Origin of the sequence: Micromonospora sp. NPDC049203, assembly GCF_043197215.1 — a bacterium.
Taxonomy (GTDB): Bacteria; Actinomycetota; Actinomycetes; order Mycobacteriales; family Micromonosporaceae; genus Micromonospora.
The window spans coordinates 254222-267933 of the sequence record NZ_JBICSV010000006.1; the positions used below are offsets into that span (position 1 = coordinate 254222).

Annotated in this window: 10 protein-coding genes; 5 read left to right on the forward strand and 5 right to left on the reverse strand. The window is 72.9% G+C overall.

What is annotated here, in order from left to right; all coding sequences use genetic code 11:
• Position 1: 1 nt before the first annotated feature.
• On the forward strand, positions 2–682 hold the full coding sequence (locus ACGFIA_RS18865; protein WP_357390210.1) for a GntR family transcriptional regulator: 681 nt from the start codon (positions 2–4) through the stop codon (positions 680–682).
• A gap of 4 nt (positions 683–686) precedes the next feature.
• Here the strand turns inward: ACGFIA_RS18865 and ACGFIA_RS18870 are convergent, their stop codons facing one another.
• Positions 687–2177 (reverse strand): aldehyde dehydrogenase family protein, encoded by a 1491-nt coding sequence (locus tag ACGFIA_RS18870; protein ID WP_357469368.1) that lies wholly within the window; start codon positions 2175–2177, stop codon positions 687–689.
• Between the two features lie 76 nt (positions 2178–2253).
• Here ACGFIA_RS18870 and ACGFIA_RS18875 point away from each other — a divergent pair, with 76 nt between their 5' ends.
• Positions 2254–3405, forward strand: a complete 1152-nt coding sequence (locus ACGFIA_RS18875; protein ID WP_357469372.1) for an acyl-CoA dehydrogenase family protein — start codon at positions 2254–2256, stop codon at positions 3403–3405.
• A 55-nt stretch (positions 3406–3460) separates the two neighbouring features.
• Here the strand turns inward: ACGFIA_RS18875 and ACGFIA_RS18880 are convergent, their stop codons facing one another.
• Together ACGFIA_RS18880 and ACGFIA_RS18885 are read right to left on the reverse strand one after the other, a co-directional pair.
• Positions 3461–5608 carry a 3-hydroxyacyl-CoA dehydrogenase NAD-binding domain-containing protein gene (locus ACGFIA_RS18880; RefSeq protein ID WP_393261103.1) on the reverse strand — a complete coding sequence of 716 codons (2148 nt, stop codon included), beginning with the start codon at positions 5606–5608 and terminating at the stop codon, positions 3461–3463.
• Positions 5609–5617: 9 nt separating this feature from the next.
• Positions 5618–6832 (reverse strand): acetyl-CoA C-acetyltransferase, encoded by a 1215-nt coding sequence (locus ACGFIA_RS18885; protein WP_357390202.1) that lies wholly within the window; start codon positions 6830–6832, stop codon positions 5618–5620.
• Positions 6833–6994: 162 nt separating this feature from the next.
• On the opposite strand from ACGFIA_RS18885, the gene ACGFIA_RS18890 reads away from it, so the two are divergent.
• Positions 6995–8197 carry a TetR family transcriptional regulator gene (locus ACGFIA_RS18890; RefSeq protein ID WP_357469377.1) on the forward strand — a complete coding sequence of 401 codons (1203 nt, stop codon included), beginning with the start codon at positions 6995–6997 and terminating at the stop codon, positions 8195–8197.
• Between the two features lie 92 nt (positions 8198–8289).
• Positions 8290–9453, forward strand: coding sequence for a TetR/AcrR family transcriptional regulator (locus ACGFIA_RS18895; protein WP_357469380.1), 1164 nt, complete (start codon positions 8290–8292; stop codon positions 9451–9453).
• 12 nt (positions 9454–9465) lie between these two features.
• On the opposite strand, the gene ACGFIA_RS18900 is transcribed toward ACGFIA_RS18895, so the two are convergent.
• Entirely contained in the window at positions 9466–10683 is a 1218-nt protein-coding gene (locus ACGFIA_RS18900; RefSeq protein WP_013285315.1) for an oxygenase MpaB family protein, read from the reverse strand.
• A 153-nt stretch (positions 10684–10836) separates the two neighbouring features.
• Here ACGFIA_RS18900 and ACGFIA_RS18905 point away from each other — a divergent pair, with 153 nt between their 5' ends.
• Entirely contained in the window at positions 10837–11808 is a 972-nt protein-coding gene (locus tag ACGFIA_RS18905; protein WP_393261108.1) for an oxygenase MpaB family protein, read from the forward strand.
• Here the strand turns inward: ACGFIA_RS18905 and ACGFIA_RS18910 are convergent.
• Positions 11716–13578 carry an AMP-dependent synthetase/ligase gene (locus ACGFIA_RS18910; RefSeq protein ID WP_393261110.1) on the reverse strand — a complete coding sequence of 621 codons (1863 nt, stop codon included), beginning with the start codon at positions 13576–13578 and terminating at the stop codon, positions 11716–11718. The genes ACGFIA_RS18905 and ACGFIA_RS18910 overlap by 93 nt on opposite strands.
• Positions 13579–13712 lie beyond the last annotated feature (134 nt).

Consider the following 13712-nt stretch of genomic DNA (forward strand, 5'->3'; position numbering starts at 1 on the left):
GGTGGCGGACCGCGGCAGGATCCAGAACGTCTCCCAACCCCAGCTCTCCGAGACCGTGGCGAGCCTGCTGCGCGACCGGATCATGTCGGGCCAGCTGCGCCCGGGCGAACGCATCCGGCTCGAAGAGGTCGCCCAGGAGACCGGGCTGAGCATCACTCCGGTACGCGAGGCGCTGCTGATGCTGCGCGCGGAGGACATGGTCGAGCTGCAACCGCGCCGCGGGCACGTGGTGGCGCCGCTGTCGAGGCAGGACATCATCGACGTGTTCAGCCTCCAGGGCCACATCGCCGGTGAGCTGGCCGCCCGGGTCGCCGTCAGCATCACCCCCGAGCAGCTCGACGACCTGCGGCAGCAGCACGAGCGGCTGCGCCGCGCCGCCCAGGCCCGGCAGGTCAGCCGGGTCGAGCAGCTCGAATACGAGTTCCACCGCCGGATCAACCGGCTCGCCGACGCGCGCAAGCTGTCGTGGCTGCTGCGCACCGTGACCCGCTACACGCCGTCGCGGTTCTACGCCGCCGACGCCCAGTGGCGGGCCGGCATGGTCGCCGATCACGAGGCGCTGCTCGACGCGCTCGCCGCGGGCGACCCGGAGGCCGTCCGGCCGGTCATGGCCCGGCACTTCACCGACGGCGCGGAACGGCTGGTCAAGCACCTGGACGGGCTGGGCGTGTGGAACGGGTGAGCCGTCACCGGCGGCCATGACGCCACGCGAACATCGCCAGCGAGCGCTTCATGGCCGACGCGGACGGCTGGAGCGTCATCACCTCGATCGGCGGCCGGAACCGCTGCCACGTCACCGACCGCGCCCGGGCGAACTCGCGCAGGCCGTCCACGCCGTGGACCCGGCCGAACCCCGAGTCGCCCACGCCGCCGAACGGCAGTGAGGGCACGCCCGCGTACCCCAGGACCGAATTGACCGACACCGCGCCGGCCCGCAGCCGCCCGGCGAGCGCCAGGCCACGGCGGCGGTCGCGGGTGAAGATCGAGCCGGAGAGCCCGTAGCTGGTCGCGTTCGTGCGGCGGACCGCCTCGTCGGCGTCGGCGACCGGGTTGACCACCAGCACCGGGCCGAACGTCTCCTCGGTGACGGCGGCGCTGTCCTCCGGCACGTCGGTCAGCACGACCGGCTCCACGAACGGCGGCCGGACCGAGTCCGCGTCACCGACCACCGCCCGGCCACCCCGGTCGAGGGCGTCGGTGACGTGACGCCGCACGACCTCGGGCTGGGTGGGCGTGGTCATCGGCCCGTACGGCGCGTCCGGCTCGGGGCCCGGCCGGACCTGCCGCGCCAGCTCGGTGAGCGTGGCCAGGAACGGCTCGCAGACGGACCGTTCGACGTAGACGCGCTCGACGCCGGCACACGTCTGCCCGGCGTTGCCCAGGCCGCCGAAGACCGCCGCCCGCGCGGCCGCGTCGAGGTCGGCGTCGGCGGTGACGATCAGCGCGTCCTTGCCGCCGCCCTCGATCACCACGGGTGTCAGGCTCTCGGCGCAGGCGGCCATGACCGACCGGCCGGTCGCCGCCGACCCGGTGAACGCGATCTTGTCGACCGACGCGCGGCACAGCGCGGCGCCGGTCGTGCCGTCGCCGGTGACGACCTGGAGGACCGGGTGGTCGGGAAGCAGCTCGTGCCAGCGCTCGGCCAGCCACACCCCGACGCCCGGGGTGAACTCGCTGGGCTTGAACACCACCGCGTTGCCGGCCGCGAGCGCGTGCGACACCGCGCCCATCGGCGTGTAGACGGGGTAGTTCCACGGCCCGATCACGCCGACCACGCCGTACGGCACGTACTCCACGGAGGCGGCCTGGTTGAACGCGAGCAGGCCGGAGGAGACGGACCGTCGCTTGAGCACCCGCCCGGCGTGCCGGGCCGCCCAGTCCAGGTGCTCGACGGCGAGCATCACCTCGAGCTGGGCCCCGGCGAGGCTCTTGCCGGTCTCGCTCCGGACGAGGCAGGCCAGTTCCTCGATGCCGCCCGCGACCGCCGCCTTGTACGCAAGCAGGTGCCGGCGGCGCTGCTTGGCGTCCAGGCCGGACCACCAGCCGGCCGCCTCGCGGGCCCGCGCCACGGCGGCGCGTACTGCGGCGTCGTCGGCGATGTCGTAGTCGGCGCGGTGCTCACCTGTCACCGGGTCGACGACGCGCAGCCGGCGAGGGTGCTCAACGAGGGACGTCATCGGCAGCCTCCTGACATTTGATATTCGATAGTCTAGCCTTGCTGTCAATCCCTCACGATGCGCTGGAGGTACCGCTGTGGAGTGGACCGACGAGCAACTGTCACTTGTCGAGGCGGTGCGCGACTTCTGCCGCCGCGAGGTGGGCACCCGCGAGCAGCGGCAGAACCTCACGAACGGCGGGCGGGAACCGCACAGCCCGGAGCTGTACCGGAAGATGGCCGACCTCGGCTGGCTGGGCCTGTCGCTGCCGGAGGAGTTCGACGGCGGCGGCGCCGGCACGACCGAGCTGTGCCTGTTCCTGGAGGAGACCAGCCGGGCGATGGCGCCGATCGGCGGCTTCACCACCTCGATCATCGTCGCCGCCACCTACCAGCGGTTCGGCACACCGGAGCAGAAGAAGCTGATCCTCAGCGGGGTGGCGCGCGGCGTGGTCGAGGCGGTGGCGATGTCCGAGCCCGAGGCCGGCTCGGACGTTGCGAACCTGAGCTGCCGTGCCGAACGGCGCGGGGACGGGTGGGTGGTGAACGGTCAGAAGACGTGGTGCTCCAACGCCCACCTGGCCGAGCACATCCTGCTCGTCGCGCGCACCTCGGGCCGGGCCGGCGACCACCACGGCCTGACCATGTTCCTGGTCCCGGCCCGCGCGCCCGGCCTGACCGTCTCCGGCATCGACACCATGGGCGGCCGGGAGGTGAACGACCTCTACTTCACCGACTGCGTGCTGCCCGCCGACGCGGTGGTCGGCCGGGTCGACCACGGCTGGCGGCAGCTGATGGCCGGGCTCAACATGGAACGGCTGATCCTCGCCAGCGTGGTGCTCGGCATCGCCCGGCGGGCGTTCGACGACGTGGTGGCGTACGTGAAGGACCGCCGCCAGTTCCGCCGGCCGATCGGATCGTTCCAGGTGATCCGGCACCGCCTGGCCGACCTGGCCACCGAGATCGAGTGCGCCCGGCTGCTGGTCTACGACACCGCCGCCAAGGTCGACAAGGCGCCGGACACGGTGCTGCCCCGGGAGACCTCGATGGCGAAGCTCAAGGCCACCGAGACGGCCCGGCGCGTCGCGCTGGACGCGATGCAGATGATGGGCGGCTACGGCTACACCACCGAGTTCGACATGGAGCGCCTGGTCCGCTCGGCGATCGTGTCCACAGTCTACGGCGGCGCGAGCGAGATCCAGCGCGAGATCATCGCCAAGACGTACGGACTGTCCGACCGGATGCTCTGACGCGACCCGGCCCGGCCGGTGGGTTCGCCCCACACCGGCCGGGCCGCGTCGTCGTCTACTCGAACCGCTCGCCCCGCTCGGCCATGGCGACCAGCAGTGGCGGCGGGTCGAACCGCTCGCCGTAACGCTCGGCGAGCACCCGGGCGCGGGCCACGAAGCCCGGCAGCCCGCCGTCGTACTGGTTGACGTACTGCAGGACGCCGCCGGTCCAGCTCGGATAGCCGATGCCCAGGATCGAGCCGACGTTGGCGTCGGCCACCGAGGTCAGCACGCCGGAGTCCAGGCACCGCACCGACTCGATCGCCTCGATGAAGAGCATTCGCTCCTTGAGGTCCTCGAACGGCGTGTCCAGGTTCGTGCCGCCGAACAGTTCCCGCAGCCCCGGCCAGAGCCCGGCCCGCCTGCCGTCGCGGTAGTCGTAGAAGCCGGCGCCGCCGGAGCGTCCGGTCCGGCCGCACCCGTCGATCATCGCGTCGATCACCGCGTCGGCGGCGTGCGGCTGCCACGTGCCCCCGGCCGCCACTGTCGCGGCGGCCGTCTCCAGGCGGATCTTCCGGGGCAGGGTGAGGGTCAACTCGTCCATCAGCGCGAGCACCGGCGCGGGATAGCCGGCCTGGCTGCTTGCCTGCTCGATGGTCGCCGCCGGGATGCCCTCGGCGAGCATCGCCACGCCCTCGTTGGTGAACGTCCCGATGACCCGGCTGGTGAAGAAGCCCCGGCTGTCGTTGACCACGATCGGCGTCTTGCGCAACTGGCGGACGACACCCAGCGCGCGGCCCAGCGTGGCCTCGCTCGTCCGCTCCCCGCGGATCACCTCGACCAGCGGCATCTTGTCCACCGGGGAGAAGAAGTGCAGCCCGACGAACTCCTCCGGCCGGCTGACGCCCTCGGCGAGCAGCGTGATGGGCAGCGTGGAGGTGTTGGAGGCGATGAGCGCGTCCGGCGCGACCTGTTCGATCTCGGCGTACACCTTGTGCTTGAGCGCCGGGTCCTCGAAGACCGCCTCGATGGCGAGGTCGACACCCGCCAGGTCGGCGAGGTCGGCGGTGGCGTGGATGCGGCCCAGGATCTCGTCCCGCTTCTCCGGCGTGGAGCGGCCCCCGGCGACCGCCTTGTCGAGCAGGCTCGCCGAGTACGCCTTGCCCCGCGCTGCCCCCTCGGCGGTGACGTCCTTGAGCACCACCCGCATCCCGGCGCGGGCGCAGACGTACGCGATGGCGGCGCCCATCATGCCCGCGCCGACGACGGCGACGCTGCGTACCGGCTGGTGGTCGCCTCCGGCGGTGCGGGACCGGGCGGTCTGGAGGTCGAAGAAGAGCGCCTTGATCATGTTCTTGGCGATCTGGCCGGTGGCCAGCTCGGTGAAGTACCGCCCCTCGATCGTGAACGCGGTGTCCAGGTCGACCTGGGCGCCCTCGACGGCGGCGGCGAGGATGTTGCGGGGCGCCGGGTAGGGCGCGCCCTTGAGCTGCTTGCGCAGCAGCGCGGGCATGGCCGGCAACTGCATCGCGAGTCCCGGGCTGGACGGGGTGCCGCCGGGCATCCGGTAGCCCTTGCGGTCGTACGGCTGGGTCGCGTCCGGGTTCGCGGCGATCCACTCGCGGGCGGCGGCCATCAGGGCGTCCCGGTCGGCGGCGAGTTCGTCGACCAGCCCGTGCGCGAGCGCGTCCTGCGGGCGGCGGCGCTGGCCGCGCAGCAGCCAGTCGGTAAGCGCGGCGGTGACGCCGAGCAGCCGGACGGTGCGCACCACGCCGCCGCAGCCGGGCAGCAGGCCGAGCGTGACCTCCGGGAAGCCGATCTCGACGGCCGGGTCGTCGAGCACGATGCGGTGGTGGCAGCCCAGCGCCAGTTCCAGTCCGCCGCCGAGGGCCGAGCCGTTGATCGCGGCGACGACCGGCCGGCCGAGTGTCTCCAGCCGGCGTACGGCGTGCTTGAGCGCGGCCGCGTCGGCGGCTGACGCCTCGGCGTCGGCCGGGGTCAGCCGCACCAGGGTCTCCAGGTCGCCACCGGCGAAGAAGGTCTTCTTGGCCGAGGTGAGGATCACGCCGGTGATCCGGTCGCGCTCGGCTTCGAGCCGGTCCACAGTGGCGGTGAGGCTCGCGCCGAACTCCGCGTTCATCACGTTCGCCGAGCGGCCGGGATGGTCGAGGGTGAGCAGCACGATGCCGTCGTCGCCGTGCTCCCACCGGATGGTGTTTGCCATTCGTGCTCCTCAGATTCGTTCGATCACGGTCGCGATGCCCATGCCGCCGCCCGCGCAGAGCGTGGCCAGCCCGTAGCGGCCGCCGCGTCGCTCCAGTTCGTCGACGAGCGTGCCGAGGATCATGGCGCCGGTCGCGCCCAGCGGGTGGCCCATCGCGATCGCCCCGCCGTTGGCGTTGACGATGTCCGGGTTCAGGCCCAGGTCGGCGACGAACCGCAGGACCACGGCGGCGAACGCCTCGTTGATCTCGACCAGGTCCAGGTCGTCCACGCCGAGACCGGCCTTCGCCAGCGCCTTGCGGGCGGCCGGGGCCGGGCCGGTGAGCATGATGGTGGGGTCGGCGCCGCTGAGCGCGGTGGCCACCACGCGGGCGCGCGGGGTGAGACCGGCGGCGGCACCGGCCGCCTCGCTGCCGATCGCGACGAGCGCCGCGCCGTCCACGATGCCGGAGGAGTTGCCCGCCGTGTGGACGTGCTCGATGCGCTCGACCCAGTGGTACTTCTGCAACGCGACAGCGTCGAAGCCGGCCTTCTCGCCGATCTCGGCGAACGAGGGGCGCAGCGCGCCGAGGCTCTCCGCCGTCGAGTCGGCCCGGATGTGCTCGTCCCGGTCCAGCACGGTCAGCCCGTTGCGGTCGCGGACCGGCACCACGGACCGGGCGAAGTAGCCGTTGGCCCACGCCTTGGCGGCCCGCGCCTGCGACTGGAGCGCGTACGCGTCCACCGTCTCCCGGTCGAAGCCGGCGATGGTGGCGATGAGGTCGGCGCTGATGCCCTGCGGCACGAAACCGGTGGTGAAGTTGACCTCCGGGTCGAGCGCCCACGCCCCGCCGTCGGAGCCCATCGGCACCCGGGACATCGACTCGACACCACCGGCGAGGACGAGATCCTCCCAGCCGGAGCGCACCTTCTGCGCGGCGATGTTCACCGCCTCCAGGCCGGAGGCGCAGAAGCGGTTGAGCTGCACGCCGGCCACCGTGTCGGGCAGGCCGGCGGCGACGGCGGCGGTCCGGGCGATGTCGGCGCCCTGGTCGCCGAGCGGCGACACCACCCCGAGCACGAGGTCGTCGATCAGCGCCGGATCGAGGCCGGGCATCCGCCGCAGGATCTCCCCGATCAGGCCGGTGACGAGCGAAACCGGCTTCACCCCGTGCAGCGATCCGGTCGGCTTGCCCCGCCCGCGCGGCGTGCGCAACGCGTCGTAGATGAACGCATCGGTCGTCATGCCAAGCTCCTCATCGCTCACCCGCATGCGAATTTCGCCTAACTTTTCTTGAGGCTGCGGCTCCTTGTCAAGAAGCGTTCCGCGCTGTCCGGCTCCGGCCTCCGCGACGGGAAGCGCGTGGGGCACCACCTGACGGACGCGAGGGGGCGCTAACCTGTAGCGGTGCGACGAGCAGCAGGCGACACCGTCCCGGCACCGGTCCGGCGGCCCAAGGACCGCAAGGCCCGCATCGCGCTCGCCGGGGCCGAGCTGTTCTGCGAGCGGGGCTACCACGGGGTCTCGGTCGACGAGATCGCCGCCGCCGTCGGCATCAGCGGGCCGGCCGTCTACCGGCACTTCCCTAACAAGTACGCGATCCTCGTGCACGCCACCCGGGAGGTCGTCGGCGCCCTGCTCGCCGCGACCGAGGAGCCGGCGGCGAACGACGCGGACGGGCTGCTCGACGAACTGCTGCGCGCGCTCGCCGAGGTCACGGTGAGCAGGCGGCGGGTGGCCGGGCTGTACCAGTGGGAGGGCCGCTACCTGACGCCCGAGCACCGGCAGGAGTTCGCCGCGTCGATGGCCACGCTCATCGGCCGCGTCGCCGCGCCGTTGCGCGAGCTGCGCCCCGAGCTGACCGCCGCGCAGGCCGATCTGCTGGTGAACGCGGCGCTGAGCGCGTTCGGCAGCGTGACCACGTACCGGACGGCCGGTGCCGACACCGAGCACCTGCTCACCCGCGTCGCCCGGACGCTGCTGCGGACCGACGCGCCCACGGTGCCGCCCCGGCGGCGCACCGGGGTGGAGGACTCCCCCGCCACCGGGCCGGTCCGCCCGGCGTCGCGCCGCGAGCTGCTGCTGATCGAGGCGATGCGGCTGTTCCACAGGCACGGCTACCACGCCGTCGCGGTGGAGGACATCGGCCGCGCCGCGGGCATGCAGGCATCCAGCGTGTACCGCTACTTCCCCGGCAAGGCCGACCTGCTCGCGGCCGCCTACTACCGGGCCACCGACCGGCTGACCGGTGCCACCACGGCGGCCATCGCCGAGGCGAGCGACCCGGCCGACGCGCTGCACCGGGTGGTGCGCGCGTACGTCGACTTCGCGTTCGGCCAGAGCGACCTGGTCGCGGTGTACCTGGCGGAGAACAACAACCTGCCGGAGCGGGACCGTCACCAGTTGCGCGGCGCGCAGCGGCTGCACGTCGAGGAGTGGGTGGGCCTGGTCCGGGCGGTACGACCGGAGCTGCCGGCCGGCGACGCCCGGGTGCTCGTGCACGCCGCGCTGAACGTGGTCACCGACGTCGGGCGGCTCGGCCGCTTCGACCGCACGGCGGGCTACGACGACCAGACCGCCCGGCTCGCGCTCGCCGTCCTGCACGCCTGACCGGCGTCCAGCGACCGCCCGGGCGGCGTGAGGCCCTGTGGTTGACTGACACCTATGGTCCTGTGCCCGTCCGCGTCCGCCCGGACGGTCCGGTGACCACCGGGCCGGCCGCGGCCACCCGGCCACGCAACCGCAGGCAGGTCATCGTGGAGTCGGCCGGGCAGGTGTTCAGCGAGCGCGGCTACCACGGCGCGTCCATGGAGGAGATCGCCGCGGCGGTCGGGATCAGCGCGCCCGCGCTGTACCGGCACTTCCCGAACAAGTACGCGTTGTTCGCCGAGTGCGCGAACGTCATGGTGGACAACCTGGTCGGGGCCGTCGACGAGTGGCCGCCGGACGCGGCGCTGGCCGACGTGCTGCTGGCCCTCACCCGGGTCACCGTCGCGCACCGCTCCTCCGGCGGCCTCTACCGGTGGGAGGCCCGCTACCTCGGCCGCGCGGACCGCCACCTGCTCCGCGCGAAGTTCGGCCACGTCGTGGGCCGGGTGACCGAGACGGTACGGCGGGAGTACCCGCTGCCCGACGAGCGCCTGCGGGCGGTGGCGGCGCTCGGTGTGATCGGCTCGGTGACCATGCACCACACCTCGATCGCCCAGCGCCGGATCGAGGACCTGGTGCTGCGGTCAGCGATGCGGGTGGTCGCCACCGATCCGACGACAGCCGCCGGGACCGCGCGGCTGGTGGAGCTGCCCGCCCAGCCGGTGCCCCGCACCCGGCGCGCGCAGATCCTGGCCGCGGCCGTGCCGCTGTTCGCCCGGGACGGCTTCGCCACCGTCACGAACGCGCAGATCGCCCAGGCGGTGGGGCTCGCCCCGTCCGCGATCTACCGCCACTACCCCGGCAAGGTGGACATCCTGGTGGCCGCCTGCCTCCAGGCGGCGGAACTGCTCGCCCAGGCGGTCGACCGCAGTCTCCAGCGGGCGGCCGACCCGCGGCAGGCCGTGGTCGCGCTGGCGGCGGCGTACGTGGCCTACTGCTTCGAGCACAACACCCTCAACAGCGTGGCCGAGGCCGAGGTGGCCGGCCTGCCCGCCGACGTACGGCGTCCGCTGATCCTCGCCCAGCGCGAGCACATCGCGGTCTGGGAGCAGCAGTTGCGGGCGGTCCGGCCGGACCTGGACCGGCGGCATGCCCGGCTGCTCGTGCACGCCGGGTTCGGCGTGGCGGTGGAGGCCGGGCGGGCCCTGCGCTGGCAGGACTCGCCCGGTCACCGGGACGCGGTCACCGCGCTGGTCACCGGCGCCCTGACGCTGTGAGGCCGCATCCGCTCAGGTGCCCGGCCGGTTCATCACCGGGATCGTGATCGGGGTGTGCGACGCGGACGAGCCGTTGTTGAGGAACAGCATCGCCAGCCCGCGGATGAACCTGTCGAACAGGCCGAACGTCTCCGGCATGAGCGGCGAGAGCCCTTCGCGGAACATCACGTACGTGGGCCAGCCGGCCTCGATCACGCCCCGGGAGATGTAGTCGCGCGGCAGCCGCAACCAGTCGCCGATCCGGTCGGTGAGCACGTAGCGCGCGAACTCCCGCTGGAATCCCCGGGTGACGCCGAGGTCCACCGAGGACGTCAGGTTCAGCAGGATGTCGGCCAGGTCGATGCCCTCGGGCGTCGGCGCGAGGAGCGGGGACAGCGCGTACCGGGACTGCTCCTCGGCGGCGGCCCAGCTGTTCGGGATGAACTCGTCGCGGACGCCGAGCAGGTGCAGCGCGACCTGCCACATGTGCAGGTAGGCCTCCTCCTCCGCGGCCGACATCCGCAGGCCCCAGCGACGCCAGTCGAGCAGCTTGCGGTGCACGTACGTGCCGAGGCTGTGGAAGGTGATGAGGATGTCGCCGTTGCTGATCGGGATCGGGTGGTCGGTGACGCCGCGCCACGGCGCGGACTGCGGCAGCAGGTGCCGCACCGCCGCGTGGGTGAGCCGCGTCTTGTGCGAGGTCACCACGAAGCTGCCGGTGGCCTTGAACGCGTCGGGGGCGCTCAGGTCGTAGCCGTAGGTGAAGGTCTTCGCGGCGCGCGACTTCATGTCCGCGCCGCCCTCGGACCAGTAGACGTTGCGGGCCTCGCGCGGGATCACCGTGCTCATGATCCCGCTGCCCAGGCCGTAGAGCAGGAACAGGTACATGCTCATGCGCTTGTTGAACTGGGCGGCGCGGTCCAGCTTGGCCTGGTCGGCCCAGGAGGGCAGCGTGTTGACCCGCCGCAGGTAGGTGGTGAGCGCCGGGGGCAGGCCGGCGGGCAGCGCGTCGCCGTTGCGGATCCAGGACGCGAACGCGGTGTTCACCGCCGGGATCTGACCGGCGTCCAGCATCGAGGCGACGAGCGGGTCGGTGTCGTCGTCCCAGACGTCCCACGGATCGGTGACCGTGTCGGTCCCGGCGATCGAGCCGGACGACGACCACGCCCACGCCTTCGGGGCGTCCGCCACCGCTACCAGTCCCAGTGCGGCGCCGAGCGTCAGGACGCTTCGTCTACTGAGATTCTCCATTAGCACCACTTCCCGGTTTCGACCGGACATCGCCCTGAACACCGGCCCGCGAGGTGCGCACAAGCAGGTTTCGAGTTATCCGGGGATGTGATTTTCTATTAACATAGAGGAGCTTGACTGCATCGGCAAGGGTGGACGGTGGGGGTGGTGGCGATGGCTCGTGACGGGCGGTACCGCTGGTTGCGGCGGATCGAGACGCTCGATCCGGTCCGCGACCATCACGAGATCTACCGGCTCTCCGCCGGGTACGAGTTCCCCTTCGACTACCAGCGCGCGCTGGAACTGGCGCTGCTGCGCACGTTCTGCGTGCCGAGCATCTCCGCGCTGCTGGACGCGACAGGCGAGTTCCGGCTGCGCGCGCAGCAGCGCTACGACGACACCGCGCTGCTGATGGCCGAGCTGCTGGAGCACGGCTACGACTCGCCGCGCGGCCGGGAGGCGCTGCGGGTGGTCAACCGGGCGCACGGCCGGTACGCGATCTCCGACGACGACATGCGCTACGTGCTGTCCACGTTCGTCTACGAGCCGATCGACTGGCTGGACCGCTACGGCTGGCGCCCGCTGCACGAGCACGAGCGGCTGGCCGCGTTCCACTACTACCGCGCGGTCGGCACGCGCATGGGCATCCGCGACGTCCCGGCGGACTTCGCCGCGTTCCGCGCGTTCAAGGACGCGTACGAGCGGGAGACGTTCCGCTGTACGCCGAGCAACGAGCGGGTCGCGGCGTACACGCTGGATCTGTTCGCGTCCTGGTACCCGGCGCCGCTGCGCCCGGCCGCGCGGCTCGGGGTGCGCGCGCTGCTGCCGGCCGAGATGCGGTCCGCCTTCGGGCTCCCGGCCGCCCCGCGACCGCTGCCCGCGCTGGTCGACGGCGTGCTGCGCGCCCGGGCCGCCGTGGTGCGGCGGCTGCCCGCGCGGACCGTGAGCCGGCTGACCCGCGCGCCGCGCAACCGCACCTATCCCGGCTACCCGCGGGGGTACCGGCCCGCCGACCTCGGCGCGCCGCCACCCCCGCCCGGCATGGACCCGGCGCTACTGCGTGACGGGCTCGGCCGCCGCGTCGCCCGGCCGGTAGAGGTCGTCGATCCGGTCGCCGTACCTGTCGACGATGACCCGGCGCCGTAGCTTCAGCGTCGGGGTCAGCTCGCCCGACTCCGGCGTCCACGCCGACGGCAGCACCCGGAACGTCTTGACCTGCTCGGGCCGGGCGAGCCGCGCGTTCGCCGCGTCCACGGCGGCCTGGATCTCGGCCAGCAGCACCGGGTCCGACGCCAACGCCGGCAGCTGCGGGTCGGCGATGCCGTGCGCGCGCGCCCACTGCGGCGCGACCTCCTCGTCCAGCACGATCAGCGCCGTGACGTACGGCCGCCGGTCGCCGATCGCCACCGCCTGACCGATGAGCGGGTGCGCCCGCAGCAGGTTCTCGATCTGCGCCGGCGAGATGTTCTTCCCGCTGGAGGTGATGATGAGTTCCTTCTTGCGGTCGGTGATGGTGAGGAAGCCGTCGGCGTCGAGCGTCCCGACGTCGCCGGTGGCCAGCCAGCCGTCCGCGTCCACGACCGGCTCGACGCCGCCGTCCTCGCGCAGGTAGCCGGAGCAGACCAGCGGACCCCGGACGAGGACCTCGCCGTCGTCGGCGAGGCGCACCTCCATGCCCACGTTGGGGCGGCCGACGCTCCCGGTGCGGAAGCGGTCCGGGGTGTTGAGGGTGGCGGTGCCGGTCGTCTCGGTCAGCCCCCACACCTCAAGCACGTCGACGCCGAGCCCGGCGAGGAACCGCAGCACGTCCACCGGGATCGGGGCGGCGCCGCTGCCGGGCCAGACCATGTTGTGCAGGCCGAGGGTGGCCTGCAACGGCCGCAGCACGGTGTCGCGGGCCTGCGCCACCCGGGCGGCCAGCTCGTCCGGCACCGCCTCTCCGGCCGCGCGCAGTTCGTACGCCTCCAGCGTCACCGCACTCGCGGCGGCGACCGCGGCGCGGACCGCGGGCTCGGCGCCGGCCAGGTGCGCCTGGACCCCGGCGGCCATCTTCTCCCAGACCCGCGGCACCCCGAAGAACGAGGCGGGGCCGACGGTGCGCAGCGCCGCGACGAGTTGCGTGGCGTCGGGGCAGATGGTGACGTGCCCGGCGCGGTAGATCGCGTTGTAGATGCCGAGGAACCGTTCGGCGATGTGCGCGAGCGGCAGGTAGGCCACCGTCGGCGCGTGGTCGGGGACGGACACCATCGCGTCCAGCGCCACCGCCTGGTAGATCACGTTGTGGTGGCTGAGCACGACGCCCTTCGGGTTACCAGTCGTGCCGGAGGTGTAGAGCAGCGTCACCGGCTGCTCGGGCCGGATCGTGCGCCAGCGCCGCTCGAAGGCGTCCGGGTCCGCCTCGCGGGCGGCCCGCCCGAGGGTACGCACGCGCGACAGCGGCACCACGTCGGCGGCCGGTTCGCCCGGCTCGTCCACCAGCACCACCCGCAGCAGGTCCGGCAGGTCGGGCAGGATCGGCCGCCAGCGCTCCAGCTCGGCCGGGCCCTCCAGGACGAGCACCTGGGCGGCGCTGTGCCGGGCCAGGTAGCGCATCTGCTCGGCGCTGAGCGTCGGGTAGATCGTGGACGGCACCGCGCCCACGTGGACCGCGGCGAGGTCGACCAGCCAGTGCTCGGTACGGCTGGACATCATGATCAGCATGTGCCGCCCGGCCTCCAGGCCGGTCTCGGCCAGGCCGGCGGACATCTCGGCGACCTCGTCGCGCAGCTGCGCCCAGGTGCGGGTGTCGTCGCGGCCGAGCGTGGTGAGCGCGGGCCGGTCGGCGTACTCGGTGGCGTTGCGGTGCAGCAGTGCCGGGACGGTCAGGTCGGCGGCTTTCTTGGCGCAGTTCTCGGCGAGGACGTCGGAGGGGTCCATGGGCTACTCCTTCACACGCAACCGGGCCTGGTGGTGGCAGGGCTGGCCGCACCCCTCGCCGTGGTGCCCGCGCGGGTTCCGCAGCCGATGGCAGCACTGTAAACGAGGGTTAACTTCCTGGGAAGGAGTGGCCG

Bases quoted from the DNA above. Each gene is read 5' to 3' on its own strand.
- ACGFIA_RS18870 (WP_357469368.1), bottom strand. From the start codon at position 2,177: ATGACGTCCCTCGTTGAGCACCCTCGCCGGCTGCGCGTCGTCGACCCG.
- ACGFIA_RS18880 (WP_393261103.1), bottom strand. From the start codon at position 5,608: ATGGCAAACACCATCCGGTGGGAGCACGGCGACGACGGCATCGTGCTG.
- ACGFIA_RS18885 (WP_357390202.1), bottom strand. From the start codon at position 6,832: ATGACGACCGATGCGTTCATCTACGACGCGTTGCGCACGCCGCGCGGG.
- ACGFIA_RS18900 (WP_013285315.1), bottom strand. From the start codon at position 10,683: ATGGAGAATCTCAGTAGACGAAGCGTCCTGACGCTCGGCGCCGCACTG.
- ACGFIA_RS18905 (WP_393261108.1), top strand. From the start codon at position 10,837: ATGGCTCGTGACGGGCGGTACCGCTGGTTGCGGCGGATCGAGACGCTC.
- ACGFIA_RS18910 (WP_393261110.1), bottom strand. From the start codon at position 13,578: ATGGACCCCTCCGACGTCCTCGCCGAGAACTGCGCCAAGAAAGCCGCC.